The 18,800-nt window shown below is 67.1% G+C and carries 14 protein-coding genes; 11 read left to right on the top strand and 3 right to left on the bottom strand.

What is annotated here, in order from left to right:
- Window positions 1-187: 187 nt before the first annotated feature.
- Together CV023_RS10460 and CV023_RS10455 are read left to right on the top strand one after the other, a co-directional pair.
- Window positions 188-2,119, top strand: a complete 1,932-nt coding sequence (locus CV023_RS10460; protein WP_230745525.1) for a siderophore-interacting protein — start codon at window positions 188-190, stop codon at window positions 2,117-2,119.
- A 42-nt stretch (window positions 2,120-2,161) separates the two neighbouring features.
- Window positions 2,162-3,172 (top strand): ABC transporter substrate-binding protein, encoded by a 1,011-nt coding sequence (locus CV023_RS10455; RefSeq protein ID WP_230745524.1) that lies wholly within the window; start codon window positions 2,162-2,164, stop codon window positions 3,170-3,172.
- A gap of 157 nt (window positions 3,173-3,329) precedes the next feature.
- On the opposite strand, the gene CV023_RS19005 is transcribed toward CV023_RS10455, so the two are convergent.
- Entirely contained in the window at window positions 3,330-3,788 is a 459-nt protein-coding gene (locus tag CV023_RS19005; RefSeq protein ID WP_230745523.1) for an Lrp/AsnC family transcriptional regulator, read from the bottom strand.
- A gap of 302 nt (window positions 3,789-4,090) precedes the next feature.
- On the opposite strand from CV023_RS19005, the gene CV023_RS10445 reads away from it, so the two are divergent.
- Genes CV023_RS10445 through CV023_RS10435 form a run of 3 tightly spaced genes read left to right on the top strand, consistent with a single transcriptional unit; the run spans window position 4,091 to window position 8,543 of the window.
- Window positions 4,091-4,867 (top strand): electron transfer flavoprotein subunit beta/FixA family protein, encoded by a 777-nt coding sequence (locus CV023_RS10445; protein ID WP_230745522.1) that lies wholly within the window; start codon window positions 4,091-4,093, stop codon window positions 4,865-4,867.
- A 12-nt stretch (window positions 4,868-4,879) separates the two neighbouring features.
- Entirely contained in the window at window positions 4,880-5,860 is a 981-nt protein-coding gene (locus tag CV023_RS10440; protein ID WP_230745521.1) for an electron transfer flavoprotein subunit alpha/FixB family protein, read from the top strand.
- Window position 5,861: 1 nt separating this feature from the next.
- On the top strand, window positions 5,862-8,543 hold the full coding sequence (locus tag CV023_RS10435; protein ID WP_230745520.1) for a cytochrome b/b6 domain-containing protein: 2,682 nt from the start codon (window positions 5,862-5,864) through the stop codon (window positions 8,541-8,543).
- Between the two features lie 133 nt (window positions 8,544-8,676).
- Here CV023_RS10435 and CV023_RS10430 read toward each other — a convergent pair whose 3' ends face one another.
- Together CV023_RS10430 and CV023_RS10425 are read right to left on the bottom strand one after the other, a co-directional pair.
- Window positions 8,677-9,801 carry a YkvI family membrane protein gene (locus tag CV023_RS10430; RefSeq protein ID WP_230745519.1) on the bottom strand — a complete coding sequence of 375 codons (1,125 nt, stop codon included), beginning with the start codon at window positions 9,799-9,801 and terminating at the stop codon, window positions 8,677-8,679.
- Between the two features lie 310 nt (window positions 9,802-10,111).
- Entirely contained in the window at window positions 10,112-10,774 is a 663-nt protein-coding gene (locus CV023_RS10425) for a GntR family transcriptional regulator (protein WP_230745518.1), read from the bottom strand.
- Between the two features lie 117 nt (window positions 10,775-10,891).
- On the opposite strand from CV023_RS10425, the gene glyA reads away from it, so the two are divergent.
- The 6 genes from glyA to CV023_RS10395 are packed head-to-tail and all read left to right on the top strand — an operon-like array spanning window position 10,892 to window position 18,795.
- Entirely contained in the window at window positions 10,892-12,274 is a 1,383-nt protein-coding gene (gene glyA, locus CV023_RS10420) for a serine hydroxymethyltransferase (protein ID WP_284934584.1), read from the top strand.
- Window positions 12,274-13,491 (top strand): sarcosine oxidase subunit beta family protein, encoded by a 1,218-nt coding sequence (locus tag CV023_RS10415; RefSeq protein ID WP_230745516.1) that lies wholly within the window; start codon window positions 12,274-12,276, stop codon window positions 13,489-13,491. The genes glyA and CV023_RS10415 overlap by 1 nt, the downstream gene beginning before the upstream one ends.
- A 28-nt stretch (window positions 13,492-13,519) precedes the next feature.
- Window positions 13,520-13,813 (top strand): sarcosine oxidase subunit delta, encoded by a 294-nt coding sequence (locus CV023_RS10410; protein WP_230745515.1) that lies wholly within the window; start codon window positions 13,520-13,522, stop codon window positions 13,811-13,813.
- Entirely contained in the window at window positions 13,810-16,734 is a 2,925-nt protein-coding gene (locus CV023_RS10405) for a 2Fe-2S iron-sulfur cluster-binding protein (RefSeq protein ID WP_230745514.1), read from the top strand. Before CV023_RS10410 ends, CV023_RS10405 begins: the two co-directional genes overlap by 4 nt.
- Window positions 16,727-17,413, top strand: a complete 687-nt coding sequence (locus CV023_RS10400) for a sarcosine oxidase subunit gamma (RefSeq protein ID WP_230745513.1) — start codon at window positions 16,727-16,729, stop codon at window positions 17,411-17,413. The genes CV023_RS10405 and CV023_RS10400 overlap by 8 nt, the downstream gene beginning before the upstream one ends.
- Window positions 17,413-18,795, top strand: coding sequence for an L-serine ammonia-lyase (locus CV023_RS10395; RefSeq protein ID WP_230745512.1), 1,383 nt, complete (start codon window positions 17,413-17,415; stop codon window positions 18,793-18,795). Before CV023_RS10400 ends, CV023_RS10395 begins: the two co-directional genes overlap by 1 nt.
- Window positions 18,796-18,800 lie beyond the last annotated feature (5 nt).

Below are 18,800 nucleotides of genomic sequence, written 5' to 3'. Positions count from 1 at the left end.
GGGCTTCGACGTCTCATTTCACAAGAATCTCCGGCAACGGGTTGTGCGGTCCCGCATCCCCAGTTAGGGTAACCTATGAGATATAGGAAACATTCGTATTTCATTAAGGCCGTTGACACACCTGCTTGAAGTTGCGAGTCCTGTTTCTCACTGTTTCATACGTCAAGGAACCCTCGGAGCTGAATACATGCCGCGCACTTCCAGGCCTCTGCAGGTATTACCGATCATCCTGCGAGAGGTGGAAGTCACCGGCGTCACGGACATCACCCCCAATATGCGACGCCTAACAGTGGCTGGCGATCAATTGGCGGCGGGCGAAGTCGACGGGATGCCGCGGCCGGAATTCCGCTCCGAGGGTTTCGACGATCACGTGAAACTCGTCATTCCCCCACCCGGACGCGAAGACCTCCACATCGGTGAGCAGGAGGAGTTCCGGTTCAACTGGAACCGCGAAGCGCTCAACCTCACCCGCGACTACACGGTTCGCAGCGTCGACCCCGAGGCGAAGTCCTTCACTTTCGACGTCGTCCGCCACGACTCCGGGCTGGCCTCCGACTGGGCCTTCACCGTCAACATCGGCGACTCGCTGAAGTTCGCCGGCCCGAAGACATGCGCCGGACTCAGCGAAGGCATCGACTTCCATCTGCTCATCGCCGACGAAACCGCACTGCCCGCGGTCGGCCGGTGGCTCGAGGAGGCCCCCGCCGGCACCCGCGGCCACATCATCGTCGAGATCCCCACCGCCGAGGACATCCAGACGATCCCCACCGATGCCGATGTCGAGATCGACTGGCTCGTGCGCGGCTCCACCCCGCCCGGCGAATCCACCCTCATGTACGAAGCCGTGAAGAATGTGGCCCTGCCCGCCGGGCGGACCTTCGCCTGGTGCGCCGGCGAGACCATGACCATCGCGCCCATCCGCCGCTACCTGCGCCGGGACCTCGGCCTGCCCAAGGAGGACGTCGAGGTCGTCGGCTATTGGCGCAAGATGACGACGAAGAAGGCGAGCCACGCCGAGGCGGTGCCGGAGACCGCGGCCGGCAGCGAAGGAATGGCGACCGCCGGTGCAGGCACGGACGTCTCGGGCTCGGCCGGCGACACCGCCGCGAGCGCTGAGCCTTCCGGTCCCGCCGTCGACTCCGGCGCCGCGGGCTCGACCGACGCCTCCGAGGGCACCCTGGGTGTCCTCCACCAGGTGCACGAGATGACCGAGATCCTGCCCCCGATCATCACCCGCGTCGCGGTCAGCTTCGGCGTCAACGACCTCGTGGCCGGCGGGGTCACCACTCCTGCCGCGATCGCCGCGGAACTCGGCATCGACACCGATGGCACACGGGTGGTGCTGACCGCGATGAGTGCGCTCGGGCTCCTCGAACGTGAGGGCGAGAACTACCGGAACACCCCCACCGGCGCGGTGCTGACCAGCGAAGGGTCCGCCGACGGACTCAACCTCGAGGATCCGGCCCTGCTCGACCTGTTCTCCGTCGTCGATCTCCTCGACGTCCTCAAGGGCGGGTATGCGGCCAGGACCTCACGCGCCTCGGCGACGGATGCCCAGAGCTGGACGGCGCTGCGCGCGAACGACGAGGCCCTCGACGCCGCCCACCGCAGCCGCACCCTCGACCACCTGCAGTACGTGCTCGACATTATCCTCGACCTCGACCCGATCAGAACCGCTGCGAGCATCGCCCTGGCCGGGGACGCCGGCGCCGAGGTGGCCGCCGCCCTGACAAGGAAGGCTCCGGATTCGGGGCGGTCGATCCACACCCCGGGGGCCGCCGCGCTCAGCGGGGAGGCGCTCTGGCCCGAGGTCGATGCCACCCTCCTCCTCGCCGGGCTGACCGGACGCAGCCGCGAGGAGATGCGCAGCCTGCTGGCGAACATCCTCAAGGCCAGCCGCAGTCTCGTCATCGTCGAACCCTTCACCGATGAGGCGGAAGAGGACGATCACCAGGCCGAAGAGCTCGTGTCCACCTTCGCGACCACCGGACATGCATCGCTGACGAGCGAGGAGCTGCGCGGCATGCTCACCGAGCTGCCGGCCGGAACCGTCGACGTCGTCGACATCGGCTGGGGCTTCGGACGCTTCCGCCGCGCCGTCATCGCCACCCGACGCTGAGCGCCTGAGTCCCGGCCGACGCAGGAATCTCGAAAGGAAACCATGAGAATCAATCGCATCAGCTCTGCCGTGATCGCGGGTGTCGCAGGATTGGCGCTGTTCGCCGGCTGCGGAAGCGGAAGCGCGGACGACGCGGAGGCCTCGAGCGAGACCCGTACGGTCACCGACTCGAGCGGGTCCGAGGTCGAAGTGCCGGCCGATCCCCAGAGCATCGTCACCCTGCACTATGCGGCGACGGAGACGCTCATGGACCTCGACCTCCCGCCCGTCGGGCAGGGTGAGTTCATGGAATCGGCCGTGCCCGAGGAGTGGTTGGATCAGCTGAACGAGATCCCGAAATTCACGCAGGAAGCGCCGGACCTCGAGAAGATCGCCGAGGCGGAACCCGACCTCATCCTGTCCCCGAACACCTTTGAGCCCGAGATGATCGAGCAGTTGCAGGAGATCGCTCCGGTCTACCAGTTCACCCTGCGCGGCGGCGACCGTGCGAACTGGAAGCAGCGCGTCCAGGAAGTGGCGGACGCGGTGAATCAGACCGATGAACTCGAACAGCTCGACAGCGAATTCGAGGCCGAGCAGAAACGGCTTGCCGATGAGTACGGCGATGCCGCCGAAGGCACCACGATCGGTGTCGCCTCCTCCTACGAAGACAATTCCGCTTATCTCTGGGGCAGTAAGAACATGCTCGGCTCCATCCTCAGCCCGATCGGCTTCGACTGGTCGGCCGACGAAGACAAGATGGTCGAGAAGTACGGTAAGGCGGCGCAGGGCGGCAACAAGTCCGGCAAGGTCGAGCCGGAAGCGCAGATCTCCATGGAGGTTCTCGATGCGAGCCTGTCCGATGCCGACATCATCTTCGTCAACTCCGATCTGCGCGGTGACTACGACGAGCTCACCGAGACCCTGGTGGACTCGGCCGTGTTCAAGGAACTGCCCGCCGCCAAGGCAGGACACGTCTACCCGATCGGCAAGGCCACGATCGCCGGATACGCGGATGCGAAGTACGGACTCGAACTCGCGGAGAAGGCCATTCAGGAGTACGAGAAGGACTGACCCGCGTCGGCGGCTCTGATCCTCGAGCCCGCTGTGCCGACAAGCCCGCTGCGCCACGGACCGATTCCGGTCGAGCGCGGTGGGCTCGTTGCGTTCTCCGCTCCCTGACGCAGTTGTTCGAAGGCTCAACCGCTCCCTGACTCAGCCGTTCGACGGATCAGCCGTTCGAGCCGGGCCGGTGGCCCTCGGCCTCGTCGAGGATGAGCAGGGACCGGGAGGACACCACGCCGGGGACCTCGTGGATGCGGCGCAGGATCACCTGGGACAGTGCGGTGTTGTCCGGGGCGTTGACGGTGACGAGGGCGTCGATGTCTCCGCTGACGGCTTGGACCTTCTCGACGAACGGAAGCTTGGCAAGCTCATCGCGCACCTCGGGCCACGGACGGTCGCCGATCTTGACGACGACCACCGCGGTCACGGTCATGCCCAGGGCGCTGCGGTCGACCTCGGCGGTGAACCGCCTGATCGCGCCGGACTCGATGAGGGCGGAGAAGCGCTTGTGTGCGGCGGACCGGGAGATGTGGACTCGCTCTGCCAACTGGCGGACGCTGAGGCGGGAGTCCTCGACGAGAGCGGCGATGATGCTGCGATCGATATCGTCGAGGTCGAATGCCACGAGGCGCTCCTTCGTCGTTGATGTCGGCGTCGGTCCCGCCCGAATGCCGGGGTGAGTCTCATTCTAGGGCCACTCGCCGGGATGACCTCGGGCGAGGCTTCGAGTAGAGTCGGCATCACCGAAGTTTTCGATCGTTCGTACAGTAGATGTGTTCCGTGTGGTGGAGACCACGTACCATGGTTCCTGAGCATTCGTTCGGGGCCAGAAGCGGACCCGGCTGTCGGACGGCGAAGCGCCGACTGTAGATTATGAGACGGAAGTCTCAGTGCACATTGAACTGCTTCACGGAAAAGGAGTCATCCTTGAAGATCGCGGTGTTGGTCAAAGAGGTCCCGGACACATACGGGGACCGGAAGTTGAATCTGGAGACGGGGCTGGCCGATCGCGGCGCCTCGGAAGCCGTTCTCGATGAGATCGGCGAGCGTGCCCTCGAGGTCGCTCTGTCCTACAAGGACGGCGAAGGCGATACCGAGATCAGCGTCATCTCGATGGCGCCCGACACCGCGACCGCCACGATCCGCAAGGGTCTGGCGATGGGTGCCGACAATGCCGTGCACATCGCCGACGAGGGCCTGCCCGGTGCGGACCTCGGTCTGACCGCCGAGATCCTCGCGGCAGCGGTCCGCCGCGGCGAGTACGACCTCGTCGTCACCGGCAACATCTCGACCGACGGCAACGGCGGCATGATGCCGGCGATGCTCGCCGAACACCTCGACTACCCGCATGTGACCGGTCTGAGCGGCGTCGAGCTGAGCGCCGACAAGGTCTCCGGCACGCGCGGAATCGAAGGCGGCAAGCAGCAGGTGAGCGCCGAGCTGCCCGCGGTCATCTCGATCACCGAAGCCCTGCCGGAAGCTCGCTTCCCGAACTTCAAGGGCATCATGGCCGCGAAGAAGAAGCCGTTCGAGGTCATCAGCCTCGCCGACCTCGGCGTCGATGCCGAGGATCAGTCGACCGCTCGCTCGATCATGGTCTCCGTGGCCGAGAAGCCGCCGCGCGAAGCCGGCGAGAAGGTCGTCGACGAAGGCAATGGCGGCGCCGACCTCGCCGAATTCCTCATCCAGAACCGTTTGGCCTAAGGAGAGACGCTCATGTCCGAATTCCCACAAGACAGCATTCTCGTCGTCCTGACCGCTGACTCCGAGGGCCAGCTGGAGAAGCCGGCCGCCGAGCTCCTCGGCGGTGCCGGTGAGATCGGTTCGCCCGTCGCGCTCGTCCTCGCCGCCTCCGGTGGCGCCGATGCGGCCGCCGAGCAAGCCTCCTCCCTCGGTGCCGTGGCCACCCTGACCGCCGAGGTGGCCGGGGACAATCTCGGCACCGCCGCGGTCGACGCGGTCGCAGCCGCCGCCGAGCTCAGCGCTCCCGATGCGGTGCTCGTGCCCAACACGCTCGACGGCCGCGATATCGCCGGCCGCTACGCCGTGCGCACAGGCTCGGCGATCAACGTCGACGCGATCGGCCTCGAACGCGATTCCGAGGGGATCGTGACCAACCACTCCGTCTACGGCGGCGGCTACACCTCGACCGCGGCCCCGACCTTCGGTGCCCCCGTCATCACCGTGCGTCTCGGCTCGATCGAGACCCGCGGCGAAGCGCAGGCGGCGAACAATCAGGCCCTCGAGGTCGCCGATTCCGGCAAGCGCGCGGCCGCGATCGAATCCTTCGAGGAGATCGTGGAGACCTCATCGCGGCCCGAGCTGCGCGGTGCGCAGAAGGTCGTATCCGGTGGACGCGGCGTCGGTTCGGAGGAGTCCTTCGAACTCGTCGGCGAATTCGCCGATGTGCTCGGCGCGGCCGTCGGTGCCTCGCGCGCCGCCGTCGACGCCGGATTCATCGCCCAGTCCCACCAGGTCGGACAGACCGGTGTGTCCGTGTCGCCGCAGCTCTACGTGGCACTCGGCATCTCTGGTGCGATCCAGCACAAGGCCGGCATGCAGACCTCGAAGACGATCGTCGCGGTCAACAAGGACGGCGAAGCCCCGATTTTCGACATCGCCGATTACGGTGTCGTCGGCGACCTGTTCAAGGTCGTCCCGCAGTCGATCGAGACCTTGAAAGAGAAACAGTCCTGATATGGCCACATACTCCAGTTCGCTGCGCTCGGGTCTGCCCCGAGTAGAAGGCGGAGACCCCTGGCCGCCCGAGGGCACCATCGGTGAACCGCTGGAACCGGGCGCAACGTTCGAACCGGGAACCGCGGATGAGCTCGAGGAGTCCGCGGCTCCCGGTGTGGAGTCCCAGGCCCCGGTCGCCGAGGCGGTGTCCGAGGCCGAATCGGGCGGTGAAGTTGAGCCGTTCGATGAGGCCGAGTCGTTCGACGACAGCGACAACGTCTACGAGGCTGATGCGGTTGACGATGCTGACACCGAGGCGGTTGCCGAGGATGAGCCAGATGTTGCCGTTGCTGCTGCCGATGTTCCGCTGCGCCGGGGACTGCCCCGCGTCGCGGGCGGAGATCCCTGGCCGCCCGAAGGCCTCGCCCCCGCCGGTGTGAAGGCACCGTCATCGTCGGCCGCCCCCGCGGTCGAGTCCACGAGTGCCGAGTACGCCGTGACCGAGCAGGACGTCGAGGAACAGGACGTCGACGAGGTCGACGAACCCGATACTTCCGCCGCACCGGCTGCTGCCGCGGCGACGGCCGGAGCAGGTGTCGGCGCGGCTGCCGTCGCCTCCGGCTCAGACGATGATTCGGCCGACGAGGCCGAGATCGCTTCCGATACTGATGACGTTGCGCCCGCTGCTGCAGCGGCCGATGTCCCATTGCGTCGCGGCCTGCCCCGTGTCACCGGGGGAGACGCCTGGCCTCCTGAGGGATTTGCCCCCGCCGATGCCAAGGCACTCACGCTCGCGGGCACCGGCTCGGCACCCGCAGCGGCTCCGGCCGCCTCGACTGCAGACGTCCCGGCAGATTCCGCCGGAGACGCCCCGGCAGATTCGGGCGCAGACGCCCCGAGCGACGCCAGCTCCCACACCCAAGCCGGATCCGAGACGACAGAGGACACCTCTGACGAGTCGTCGTCCGCGGCCCCGGTCGCGGCAGGTGCCGGCGCCGCGACTGGCGCTGCTGCCGGTGGCGCCGCTGCTGCTGCCGCAAGCGGATCCGACGCTGGCTCGAAAGGAGTCAGCGACGTTCCGCTGCGCCGCGGCCTGCCCCGCGTCGCCGGGGGAGACCCCTGGCCGCCCGAAGGCTTCGCACCCGCTTCGGCCGTGAAGTCGAGCGCTATGAAGTCGAGCGCTGCCGCGAGCGAGGCTCAGGAAGCGCCCGCCGCGAGCTCCAATGCCGAAGCGACTTCAGCTGAGACCCCGAGCCCGGACTCAGCAGCAGCGGCTGACGATTCCGCTACCTCGGCGCCTGACGATTCGACCACCTCGGCGCCGGCGGAGCAGAAACCGCAACGCCGCCGCTCGGGAATCGGCGGAATCGGCGCTGCCGGTGCCGCCGCGGGCGCCGGTGCTGCCGCCGGGGCCACAGCGGCTGCTGCTTCCGGCTCCGCGAAGGCCGCGCAGGACGATGAGGCCAAGGAGGCCTCGGCTGAGGAGAAGCCGGCGGCGAAAGCCGCCGACGCACCTGCCCAGCGCAAGCCCATGGGAGCTGCCGCCGGGAAGCCTGCTCAGCGCAAACCTATGGGTGCCCCTGCGGCGAAGTCCACGGACAAGCCCGCCCAGCGCAAGCCGATGGCCAAGCCAGCGGCGAAGCAGGCCGAGAAGCCCGCCGCGAAGACCGCGGAGAAACCAGCAGCCAAGACCGCTGCTCCGGCGGCGAAGGCATCGTCTTCGTCGGCAGCGTCCACCTCATCGGGATCGTCGGCTGCGGCGAAGTCCGCGGACAAGCCGGCGGCGAAGAAGGAACCGATCATGATCGGTGCGAAGTCGCTGGGTCAGTGGGCGAAGCTCGGCGGCGGCTGGTTGGCCGCCGTGGTCGTGGCCGCCGGAATCATCATCCTCGCCGCCCGCGGGGTCACGACTCTGCCGGGTGTCCCGGAGTTCCTCGAGCGCTACCCGGGCGAATACCACCTGCCCGAGTTCGTCGACGACGGCTTCCCGGCCTGGGCGCGATGGACGCACTTCCTCAACGTCTTCTTCATGGTCCTCATCATCCGCTCCGGCCTGCAGGTGCGACACCAGCAGAAGCCGCCGGCGTTCTACACCCCGAAGAAGGGCGGCAAGAAGGTCAGCATCAATCTGTGGCTGCACACCGGCCTGGATCTGCTGTGGCTGGCCAACGGCGTCGTCTTCGTCGTGCTGCTCTTCGTCTCCGGGCACTGGGCGCGGATCGTGCCCACCAGCTGGGAGGTCTTCCCGAACGCGATCTCGGCGATGCTGCAGTACATGACGCTGGAGTGGCCGGCCGAGAACGGCTGGGTCAACTACAACTCGCTGCAGCAGCTGATGTACTTCATCGTCGTGTTCATCGCCGCACCCTTGGCCGCGATCACGGGCGTGCGGATGAGCGAATGGTGGCCGAAGGACGCGGCCAAGCTCAACAAGATCTACCCGGCGCCGCTGGCTCGGGCGATCCACTTCCCGACGATGATCTTCTTCGTCGTGTTCATCCTCATCCACGTGTTCCTCGTCTTCGCCACGGGCATGCGACAGAACCTCAACCACATGTTCGCCGGCACGGACGCGCTCAACTGGGTGGGCTTCATCTGGTTCGTCGTCTCACTCGCAGTCATCGTGGGCGGCTGGTTCGCCGCCAGGCCGCTGCTGCTGGCACCGATCGCGAATCTGTTCGGGCGGGTCTCGAGCAGGTAGCCAGCGCACACACACGAGGCGTAAGCGCGAGCCGCGTGGAACGGCAGCGTCGACGAAGGGCCCCGCAGGACGATCAGTCCTGCGGGGCCCTGCTCATCGGTCGGCGGGAACGGCGGGCCGCCTCGGCGAGGGTCTAGCTCTTCTTCCGGGTCGCCAGGTGGCGGATCGTACGGATGAGCATGAGCGCGAGGAGGACGATGCCGACGTAGCCATTGATGACGTAGACGATGTTGACCATCTGCGAGAACGGGAGGACGAGGCCGATGATCGTGCCGAGCACTGCCAGGCCCACGGTCAGATACTTGAACTTCGCCGTCTTGTCGTCGAAGAACCTCGCCGAGACCGTCCACAGCAGGGGAATCGCCGTGGTGTAGATGCCGGCGAGGATCATCACGGAGATGAGCGCGCCGACCCAGGGGCCGAGGTTGCTGGCGAGGACAAGCATCGGGATCTCGGCGTCGAAGACCTGCTCCATGTTCGCCAGCAGACCGAGGCCGACGACCATGCACGCCACGGAGAAGGCGATGCCGCCGACGAGTCCGCCTGCGGTGGCCTCGCGACGGTTCTTCACGGTCTTGCCCAGAGCCGAGAGGAACGCGGCGAGCCAGAGCATGCAGAAGCCGACGTAGGACAGGCCGGAGAGGAACCAGTTCGAGGAGGCCTGGGTGACATCGAGGGTGGGCAGGATGGCGTTGCCGGTCGAGATGCCTTCGGGATCGCGCATGATGCCGTAGATGCCCAGGGCGATCGCGACGACGACGATGATGGGGCCGATCTTGCCGATGATGTCGACGAGGCTGGTCAGGCCGAACCACACGGTGAGCCCGACGACGACGGCCAGGGCGATGCCGCCGATGAACTTGGAGAGTCCGTAGTACTCCTCGAAGACGGCCCCGGCTCCGGCGATCATCACCGTGAAGCTCAAGAAGACGAAGAGGATCGAGAAGTAGTCGAAGAACGTGCCCAGGTACTTCCCGCAGTAGTGGTAGAAGACGCCCGAGGGCTTCTCGAACTGCTCGCGGCGGCCGGTGAGGAAGAACTCGACGGCGACATAGGAGATGAGGATGAGGACGAGGCTGCCCGTGCCGAAGACTCCCCAGAACCCGTAGGAGGCGTAGTACTGGAGGATCTCCTGGCCGGTGGCGAAGCCGGAGCCGATGAGGAAGGCGATGATCGCGCCCGCATAGGTGATGACGCGCAGCACGCTCGTCTTCTCCGTGGTGCCGAGATTGTTCGTGGTGGTGACGTTGTCTGCCATATGTTCCTTCTTCGTTGAGGGTGGCTGAGCTGATGTCTGCGCATCGGCTGCGTGGCCGGAAGGCAACTCAGATCAACAACTGATACATCAATCGGCGACCAGAATACATCAGGATGTGATCAAATCAACAGTTCCGGCGGTGAAGGTGTGGCGAGTGGGTAAGTTACGTGAGCTGTGGGGCGGGGCGATGGCTGGGGGTGTGGGAGGACGAAATGGGCCGATTCTGCGTGGCGAGATCGGCCCAGAGTGACCACTTAGCGAGCCGCGGAACGTCGGAGGGAGCAGATCACAGCCCTGGTGGAGCTGGGCCTCAGCGGAGGGCGGCGCGGAGGGTCTTGTCGAATTCGCGGACGTGTTCGCCGGCGAGCTCGGCGACCGCGGACTCGTCGCCGTCGAGCACGGCCTCGAGCAGGTCGATGTGCTCGCGGATGTGGCCGATGAGGTCCGGGATCTGCGGGATGACGAGGCACCAGATGCGGGTGGCCAGATCGTCGAGGCGGACAAGGGTCTCCATGAGGTGCGGGTTGTCGACCGAACGGTAGATGAGCCGGTGCACTTCGAGGTCGCGCTCCATCAGCGTGCGCTGGTCATCGCCGGCCTCGAGGGTGCGCAGCTCGGCGATCGTGGTCGTGAACTCATCGCGCCGGGCGGACGTGAGGTTCCTGGCCGCCTTGCGCGCGGCGATCGGCTCAAGGACCTCGCGCATCTCGGAGATCGTGGACAGGTCGGTGAGATCGACGTTCGAGGCGAAGGTGCCCCGCCGCGGATAGGAGACGACGAGGTGATCGCTCTCGAGTCGCTTGAGCGCCTCGCGGATCGGTGTCCGGCCGACGTCGAGTTCGAGACTGAGCGCCGCCTCGTTGATGGCCTCGCCGGGGGCGATGTCGAGCATGATCAGACGATGCCGGAGGATCTCATACGCTCGCGTGGCCAGGGACGTCTTCGGCGACGTCGCGTCGGCCGGGCTGCGCATGAACTGACTCCTGAAGAAACTCGCTGCGGATGCATTGCATTCATCCGATTCCTCTGCATACACTACAGGAACACATCTGATATATTAGTTGACGATCAAGCGATCGAAGGAGATCCGATGACACACCAGATCGTGGACCGTCCCGACCGGACCGAGTTCGCACACCCCGACAGCGCAGACTTCCCCAGCCGCGAACCCGCTGAGCTGAGCACTCCCATCGGCGAGCTCGATCCCGAGATCGCCGGCTTCATCGACGCGGAGCTGGCCCGCCAGCGCGAGGGCCTCGAGATGATCGCCTCGGAGAACCACACGGCCACCGCGGTCATGGCCGCGCAGGGTTCGGTGCTGACGAACAAGTACGCCGAGGGCTACCCCGGACGCCGCTACTACGGCGGCTGCGAACACGTCGACGAGATCGAACGCATCGCCATCTCCCGCGTCAAGGCCCTCTTCGGCGCCGAGCACGCCAACGTCCAGCCCCACTCCGGCGCCCAGGCCAACGCCTCGGTGATGCACGCGCTCATCCGCCCCGGCGACACCGTGCTCGGCCTCGACCTCGCCCACGGCGGCCACCTCACCCACGGGATGAAGATCAACTTCTCCGGTCGCCTCTACATCATCGTCGCCTACGGCGTCAGCGATGACACCCACCGGGTCGACATGGCCGAGGTCGCACGCCTCGCCGAGGAGCACCGACCCAAGCTCATCGTCGCCGGCTGGTCCGCCTACACCCGCCAGCTCGACTTCGCCGAGTTCCGCCGCATCGCCGATTCGGTCGGCGCCTACCTCATGGTCGACATGGCCCACTTTGCCGGACTCGTCGCCGCCGGACTCCACCCCTCCCCCGTGCCGCACGCCCACGTCGTGTCCTCGACGACCCACAAGACCCTCGGCGGCCCCCGCGGAGGCATCATCCTGACCAACGACGCGGACGTCGCGAAGAAGATCAACTCCGCAGTCTTCCCCGGCCAGCAGGGCGGACCCCTCGAACACGTCATCGCCGGCAAGGCCGTGGCCTTCGGACTCGCCGCCACCGACACCTTCGTCGACAAGCAGCGCCGCACCCTGGCCGGAGCCTCGGAACTGGCGCGCCGCCTCGGCGAGGATGACGTCGCCTCACGTGGCATCTCGATCGTCACCGGCGGCACCGACGTCCACCTCGTCCTCGTCGACCTCCGCGACTCCGTGCTCGACGGCGGACAGGCCGAGGACCTCCTCGCCGAGGTGGGGATCACCGTCAACCGCAACGCCGTGCCCAACGATCCCAGGCCTCCGATGGTCACCTCGGGGCTGCGCATCGGCACCCCCGCCCTGGCCAGCCGTGGATTCGGTTCGGACGCCTTCGCCGAGGTGGCCGACATTATCGCCGAGGCGCTCAAGGCCGGCACCGAAGACGGCGGCGCCTCCCCGGAGACCATCGCCGAACTGTCAGCCCGGGTCACGGCCCTGGCCACCGCCCACCCGCTCTACCCCACCGTCGCAGAGATCGGAGCACGCTGATGGCAGACCAACTCCCGGAACACCCGGACTTCCTCTGGCGCAACCCGGAGCCGAAGAAATCCTACGAAGCCGTCATCATCGGCGGCGGCGGACACGGCTTGGCCACCGCCTACTACCTGGCCAAGAACCACGGCATGACCAATATCGCGATCCTCGAGCGCGGCTGGCTGGCCGGGGGCAACATGGCCCGGAACACGACGATCATCCGCTCGAACTACCTCTGGGACGAGTCCGCGGCGATCTACGAGAAGTCGCTCAAACTCTGGGAGCAGCTGCCCGAGGAACTCGACTACGACTTCCTGTTCTCCCAGCGCGGCGTGCTCAACCTCGCTCACACCCTCCAGGACGTGCGCGAATCCCAGCGCCGGGTCAATGCGAACTTCCTCAACGGTGTCGACGCCGAATGGCTCGACCCCAAGCAGGTCAAGGAAGTCTGCCCGATCATCAACATCGGCGACGACCTGCGCTACCCGGTGATGGGCGGGACGTACCAGCCGCGTGCCGGCATCGCCAAGCACGATCACGTCGCCTGGGCCTTCGCCCGCAAGTGCGATGAGATGGGTGTCGACATCATCCAGAACTGCGAGGTCACCGGTGTCGAACGCATCGGCGACAAGGTCGTGGGAGTGCGCACCAACCGCGGCAACATCGCCACCGAACGCGTGGCCATGTGCGTGGCCGGCGACTCCTCCGTGCTCGCGGACATGGCCGGCATCCGCCTGCCCATCCAGTCCCATCCGCTGCAGGCCCTGGTCTCCGAACTCTTCGAACCCGTCCACCCGACCGTGGTCATGTCCAACCATGTCCACGTCTACGTGTCCCAGGCCCACAAGGGCGAACTCGTCATGGGTGCCGGCGTCGACTCCTACAACGGCTACGGCCAACGAGGCGGCTTCCACGTCATCGAGGAGCAGCTGGCCGCCGCGGTCGAACTCTTCCCGATCTTCTCCCGCGCCCATGTGCTGCGCACCTGGGGCGGAATCGTCGATGTCACCCTCGACGCCTCGCCGATCGTGTCGAGGACCGAGGTCGACGGCCTCTACGTCAACTGCGGCTGGGGCACCGGAGGCTTCAAGGGAACCCCGGCAGCAGGACTGACCTTCGCCCACACCATCGCCAACGACGACCCCCACCCGCTCAACGCCCCCTACGCCCTCGAACGGTTCGAGACCGGCCACCTCATCGACGAGCACGGCGCGGCCGCCGTGGCCCACTGAGCGCGGACCGGACCAGGAAGGACACCCCATGCTTCTCATCAGCTGCCCGAACTGCGGGCCCCGCGACGAAACCGAATTCCACTACGGCGGACAGGCCCACGTGCCCTACCCCGAGGACCCCTATGCGCTGTCCGACAGGGAGTGGGCCGAGTACCTCTTCTACCGCGACAACGACCGCGGTGCCTACGCCGAGAGGTGGAGCCACAGCCTCGGCTGCCGCAAATGGTTCAACGCCGTCCGCGACACCGTGACCTATGACTTCACCGCCATCTACCCGATGGGCGATCCGCGCCCGACGACATCCGAAGGAGCGGTTCGATGACGACCACTCGACTGCCCGGCGCCACCGGGATCGACACCTCCCGGCCAGTGACGTTCAGCGTCGACGGTCAGACCTACACCGGTTTCGCCGGTGACACGATCGCCAGCGCGCTCATCGCCGTCGGCCGCATCGACTGCGGCAACTCCACCTACCTGGGCCGGGCTCGGGGCATCATCAGCGCCGGCATCGAGGAGTCCAACGCCCTCGTCCGCGTCCACCCGCGCCTCGACGGCGATGTGGCCGAATCCATGCTGCCGGCCACCCGCGTGCCCATCACCGAAGGCCTCGAAGCCGACTACCTCGCGGGTCTGGGCATCCTCGACCCCGACCGCGACGAACTCGTCTACGAACACAAGCACGTGCACACCGATGTGCTCATCGTCGGCGCCGGTCCCGCCGGATTGGCAGCGGCCCGCGAAGCCGGCAAGTCCGGTGCCCGCACGCTGCTCCTCGACGACCAGTCACTCCCGGGCGGTTCGCTGCGCTCGACCCCGCACGAGACCATCGACGAGATGGCCGCCGCCGACTGGATCGCCTCCACCGTCGACGGCTTCGCCGCGGCCGAAGAGCTGCAGTACGTGCCCAACACCACGGTCTTCGGCAGCTACGACTCGAACTTCTTCCTCGCCCTCGAAGACCGCACCCAGACCGTGGTCGAGGCCGGCAACGGCAACGCGAACTCCCACGGCTCCACCCGGGCCGCCACCCGCCAGCGGGTGTGGCACATCCGCGCAGGGCAGGTCATCCTCGCCACCGGCGCCCACGAACGTCCGATCGTGTTCACCGACAACGACCGACCCGGCATCATGCTCGCCTCGGCTGTGCGGACTTATCTGGGCCGTTACGGCGTCGCCGCGGGTGAGAACGTCGCAATCGCGACGACGAACGACTCGGCCTACGAACTTCTGAGTGAACTCCACGCGGCAGGCGTGACAGTGCCCGCGATCATCGACTCCCGGACGACCGCCTCGGCGATCGCCCAGGAGACCACCGAGGCCACGGGCACCCGCCTCATCCTCGGCTCCGCGGTCACCGGCACCGCAGGCGACGGTCCGGCCGGGCGACTCAGCCGGGTGAGCGTCGCCGCTCTCGACGAGGACGGCGTGGCCGCCTCGGCGGGAGAGGACATCGATGCCGACCTGCTCGCAGTCTCCGGCGGATTCTCCCCGGTCATCCACCTCCACGGGCAGCGCAAGGGCCCGATCGAATGGCGCGAGGACATCGCCGCCTTCGTCCCGACGACCCCTGTGCGCGACCAGTTCACGGTCGGCGCGATCACCGGCGAGTACTCGCTCGAAGCCGCCCTGCGACAGGGCGCCGAGGCGGGAAGCGCCGCCGCGAACCGGACCGGATTCCCCGCCCAGCTGGTCACCCCACAGGCCCAACCCACGGCCTTCGCACCGGCCCGCCCGCTGTGGCTGGTCACGACCGCGGATTCCGGTGAGGACGAAGCGGCTCGCCAGTTCATCGATCTCCAACGCGATCAGACCGTCGCCGATGTGCAGCGGGCGATGAACGCGGGCATGCGCTCGGTCGAGCACATCAAGCGCTACACCTCGATCTCCACGGCCAACGACCAGGGCAAGACGAGCGCGGTCAACGCGATCGGTGCGATCGCAGCGGTGCTCGGGGAGAACGACCTCGGCGCGGTCGGACACACGACCTTCCGCGCCCCCTTCGCCCCTGTGCCCTTCGCGGCTCTGGCCGGCCGCCGCAAGGGCGAGCTCTTCGACCCGGCACGCGTGACCGCCATCCACCCCTGGCATGTGGCCCACGGTGCCGAGTTCGAAGACGTCGGACAGTGGAAGCGACCCTGGTACTACCCTCGCCCGGGCGAGGACATGGATGCCGCGGTGCTGCGCGAAGGCAAGGCCGTGCGCGAATCCGTCGGCTTCCAGGATGCCTCCACCCTCGGCAAGATCGAGATCCGCGGCACCGATGCCGGTGAGTTCCTCGGACAGATCTACACCAACGGGTTCAAGAAACTCAAGGTCGGCAAGGGCCGCTACGGGCTGATGTGCAAGCCCGACGGCATGGTCTTCGACGACGGTGTGACCCTGCGCGTGGCCGAGGACCGGTACTACATGACCACGACCACCGGCGGTGCCGCGACCGTGCTCGAATGGCTCGAGGAATGGCACCAGACCGAATGGCCGCACCTCGACGTCGTCTTCACCTCGGTGACCGAGGAATGGTCGACCGTCGCGGTTGCCGGACCCCGCTCGCGCGATGTCATCGCCAAGCTCGCCCCGAACCTCGACGTGTCCAACGAGGCCTTCGAGTTCATGGGCTTCCGGGAGACCACCCTGACCAACGGAATCCCGGCACGCATCTGCCGGATCTCCTTCTCCGGCGAGCTCGCCTTCGAGATCAACGTCGAGAACTACTACGGCCTGGCCGTGTGGGAGGCCACAGCCTCGGCGGGAGCCGAGTTCGACATCACCCCCTACGGCACCGAGGTCATGCACGTCCTCCGTGCGGAGAAGGGCTTCATCATCGTCGGTCAGGACACCGACGGAACCGTGACCCCGCAGGACGCGGGCATGGAGTGGATCGTCTCGAAGGTCAAGGACTTCATCGGCAAACGCTCCTACTCCCGGATCGACACGGCACGGGAGGACCGCAAACACCTCGTCGGGGTTCTCCCCGTCGACGGCACCACCCGGCTGGCCGAAGGTGCGCAGCTCATCACGGCGGGCACCCCGGTCACCCCCGAGGCGGGTCCGGTGCCGATGATCGGCCACGTCACCTCCTCGTACATGTCACCGGCGCTCGACCGTCCGATCGGCCTCGCGCTCGTCGAGAACGGCCGCAACCGGACCGGAGAGATCGTCCAGTCCCCGCTCGGAGGCGAACTCGTCGACGTCGAGATCACCTCACCCGTCTTCTACGACCCAGAAGGGAACCGCCGCGATGGCTGACACCTCGTATTCCACCCAGACCCGTGAGACCGCCGAGGTCCTCGATGACCTGCGCGTATCCCCGGCCGCCCACCTGAGTCAGGACATGGCCCGAGCCACCGCCGGCGGAGGCAATGCCGTGGCCCTGCGCGAACTGGCGTTCCGCCCCCAGATCGGCCTGCGCGCGATCCCGGGATCGGCCTCCGGGCAGGCGCTCGAGAACGCCCTCGGGCTCGCCCTGCCCACGCGCGTCGGTGAGGTCACCGGCGACGGTGCCGGACTGCACGCCCTGTGGCTGGGTCCCGATGAGTTCCTCGCCGTCGACGTCTCCCGTGCTCAGCAGCCGGGTGAGACCCTCGTCGCCGAGGCGGCCCTCGAGGGGCTACCAGGACAGGCCGTCGAGCTCTCGGCCAACCGCACGATCCTCGAACTCTCGGGTGCCAAGGCCCGCGAAGTCCTCGAGAAGAGCATCCGCGCCGACATCCACCCGCGCTCTTTCGGAGTCGGGACCGCGATCGTCACCCAGATGGGTCCGGTGCCGATCATCCTCCACCACTTTGCGGACCACGAGTATCGGATCTACCCGCGGGCGAGCTTCGCGGACTTCGCGGTCCGCTGGCTGCTCGACGGCATGGCCGAATTCGTGTCTGCCGAGTTCGTGTCTGCCGAGACGGCGGCCGGAGCCGAGAGCAGCGGCTGATGGCACTCGGCGTCCTCGATCTCTTCTCGATCGGCATCGGCCCCTCGTCCTCCCACACCGTGGGGCCGATGCGCGCGGCCCTGCGGTTCGTCGAGGAGCTCGAGGGACAGGGAGTCCTCCACCGCGTGCGGCGGGTCAGGGTCGGTCTCTTTGGATCGCTGGCCGCGACCGGCATCGGCCACGGCTCGGACTCGGCGGTCCTCGTGGGCTTAAGCGGCTTCGACCCCGAAACGCTTGATCCCGATCAGGTGGAACCGCTGGTGGGGGAGGTGACAACGCAGCGCAAGCTCCACCTCGGCGGGCGACTGTTCATCGAATTCGAACCGGAGACGGACCTCAAGCTGCATCTGCGCAAATCCCTGCCGGGGCATCCCAACGGGATGCGGATCCGCGCGGAGACCGACGATGAGACCATCGAGCGCGAGTACTACTCGGTCGGCGGCGGATTCGTCGTCACCGCCGAGGAGCTCGCGGCGGAGCAGGCGGACGAAGCAGTCAGCACCGAAGCCCGCGACGTCATCGACTTCTCCACCGCCGATGAGCTGCTCGAACAGTGCCGGACGCACGAGCTGAGCATCGCCGAGCTGATGGCCGTCAACGAACGCGCCCGACAGGACGAGACCGTGCTGCGGGAGAAGCTGCTGCGGATCTGGTCGGTGATGCGCGAATGCGTGCACAACGGGTGCACTCGTGAGGAGAAGACTCTGCCCGGCGGGCTCAAGGTCCGCCGCCGTGCCCCCGAGCTGCGGGCCAGGCTCGAAGACGCCGAGTACCAGGCCACCGGTTCGCTCGACGCCCTAGAATGGGTCAACCTCTACGCGCTCGCCGTCAACGAGGAGAACGCCTCGGGCGGGCGCATCGTCACCGCCCCGACCAACGGTGCTGCGGGGATCATTCCCGCGGTGCTGCACTACATGGTCAAGTTCGTCAGCGGCGACGATGACGAGGCCATCGTGAAGTTCCTGCTCACGGCCGGAGCGATCGGCATCCTGTTCAAACGCAATGCCTCGATCTCCGGGGCCGAGGTGGGCTGCCAGGGGGAGGTCGGATCGGCCTGCGCGATGGCTGCCGCGGGCCTGTGCGCGGTGCTCGGGGGGTCTGCCGAACAGGTCGAGAACGCCGCCGAGATCGGGCTCGAGCACAACCTCGGGCTGACCTGCGATCCCGTCGGCGGACTCGTGCAGGTCCCCTGCATCGAACGCAACGCCATCGCCTCGGTGAAGGCGATCAACGCCGCCAGGCTGTCGATGCACGGCGACGGCAGCCACCGGGTCAGCCTCGATCAGGCCATCGAGACGATGCGCCAGACCGGGGCCGATATGAAATCGAAGTACAAAGAGACATCCCGCGGCGGACTCGCCGTCAACGTCGTCGAGTGCTGAATCGC

The organism is Brevibacterium sp. CCUG 69071 (genome assembly GCF_021023135.1).
In the GTDB taxonomy this organism is placed as follows: domain Bacteria; phylum Actinomycetota; class Actinomycetes; order Actinomycetales; family Brevibacteriaceae; genus Brevibacterium.
Note: the sequence above shows the minus strand (reverse complement) of the source record. Positions and strands in the feature narration are given on the sequence as shown.

Bases quoted from the DNA above. Each gene is read 5' to 3' on its own strand.
- CV023_RS10460 (WP_230745525.1), top strand. From the start codon at position 188: ATGCCGCGCACTTCCAGGCCTCTGCAGGTATTACCGATCATCCTGCGA.
- CV023_RS10455 (WP_230745524.1), top strand. From the start codon at position 2,162: ATGAGAATCAATCGCATCAGCTCTGCCGTGATCGCGGGTGTCGCAGGA.
- CV023_RS10440 (WP_230745521.1), top strand. From the start codon at position 4,880: ATGTCCGAATTCCCACAAGACAGCATTCTCGTCGTCCTGACCGCTGAC.
- CV023_RS10435 (WP_230745520.1), top strand. From the start codon at position 5,862: ATGGCCACATACTCCAGTTCGCTGCGCTCGGGTCTGCCCCGAGTAGAA.
- CV023_RS10430 (WP_230745519.1), bottom strand. From the start codon at position 9,801: ATGGCAGACAACGTCACCACCACGAACAATCTCGGCACCACGGAGAAG.
- CV023_RS10425 (WP_230745518.1), bottom strand. From the start codon at position 10,774: ATGCGCAGCCCGGCCGACGCGACGTCGCCGAAGACGTCCCTGGCCACG.
- glyA (WP_284934584.1), top strand. From the start codon at position 10,892: ATGACACACCAGATCGTGGACCGTCCCGACCGGACCGAGTTCGCACAC.
- CV023_RS10415 (WP_230745516.1), top strand. From the start codon at position 12,274: ATGGCAGACCAACTCCCGGAACACCCGGACTTCCTCTGGCGCAACCCG.
- CV023_RS10410 (WP_230745515.1), top strand. From the start codon at position 13,520: ATGCTTCTCATCAGCTGCCCGAACTGCGGGCCCCGCGACGAAACCGAA.
- CV023_RS10405 (WP_230745514.1), top strand. From the start codon at position 13,810: ATGACGACCACTCGACTGCCCGGCGCCACCGGGATCGACACCTCCCGG.
- CV023_RS10400 (WP_230745513.1), top strand. From the start codon at position 16,727: ATGGCTGACACCTCGTATTCCACCCAGACCCGTGAGACCGCCGAGGTC.
- CV023_RS10395 (WP_230745512.1), top strand. From the start codon at position 17,413: ATGGCACTCGGCGTCCTCGATCTCTTCTCGATCGGCATCGGCCCCTCG.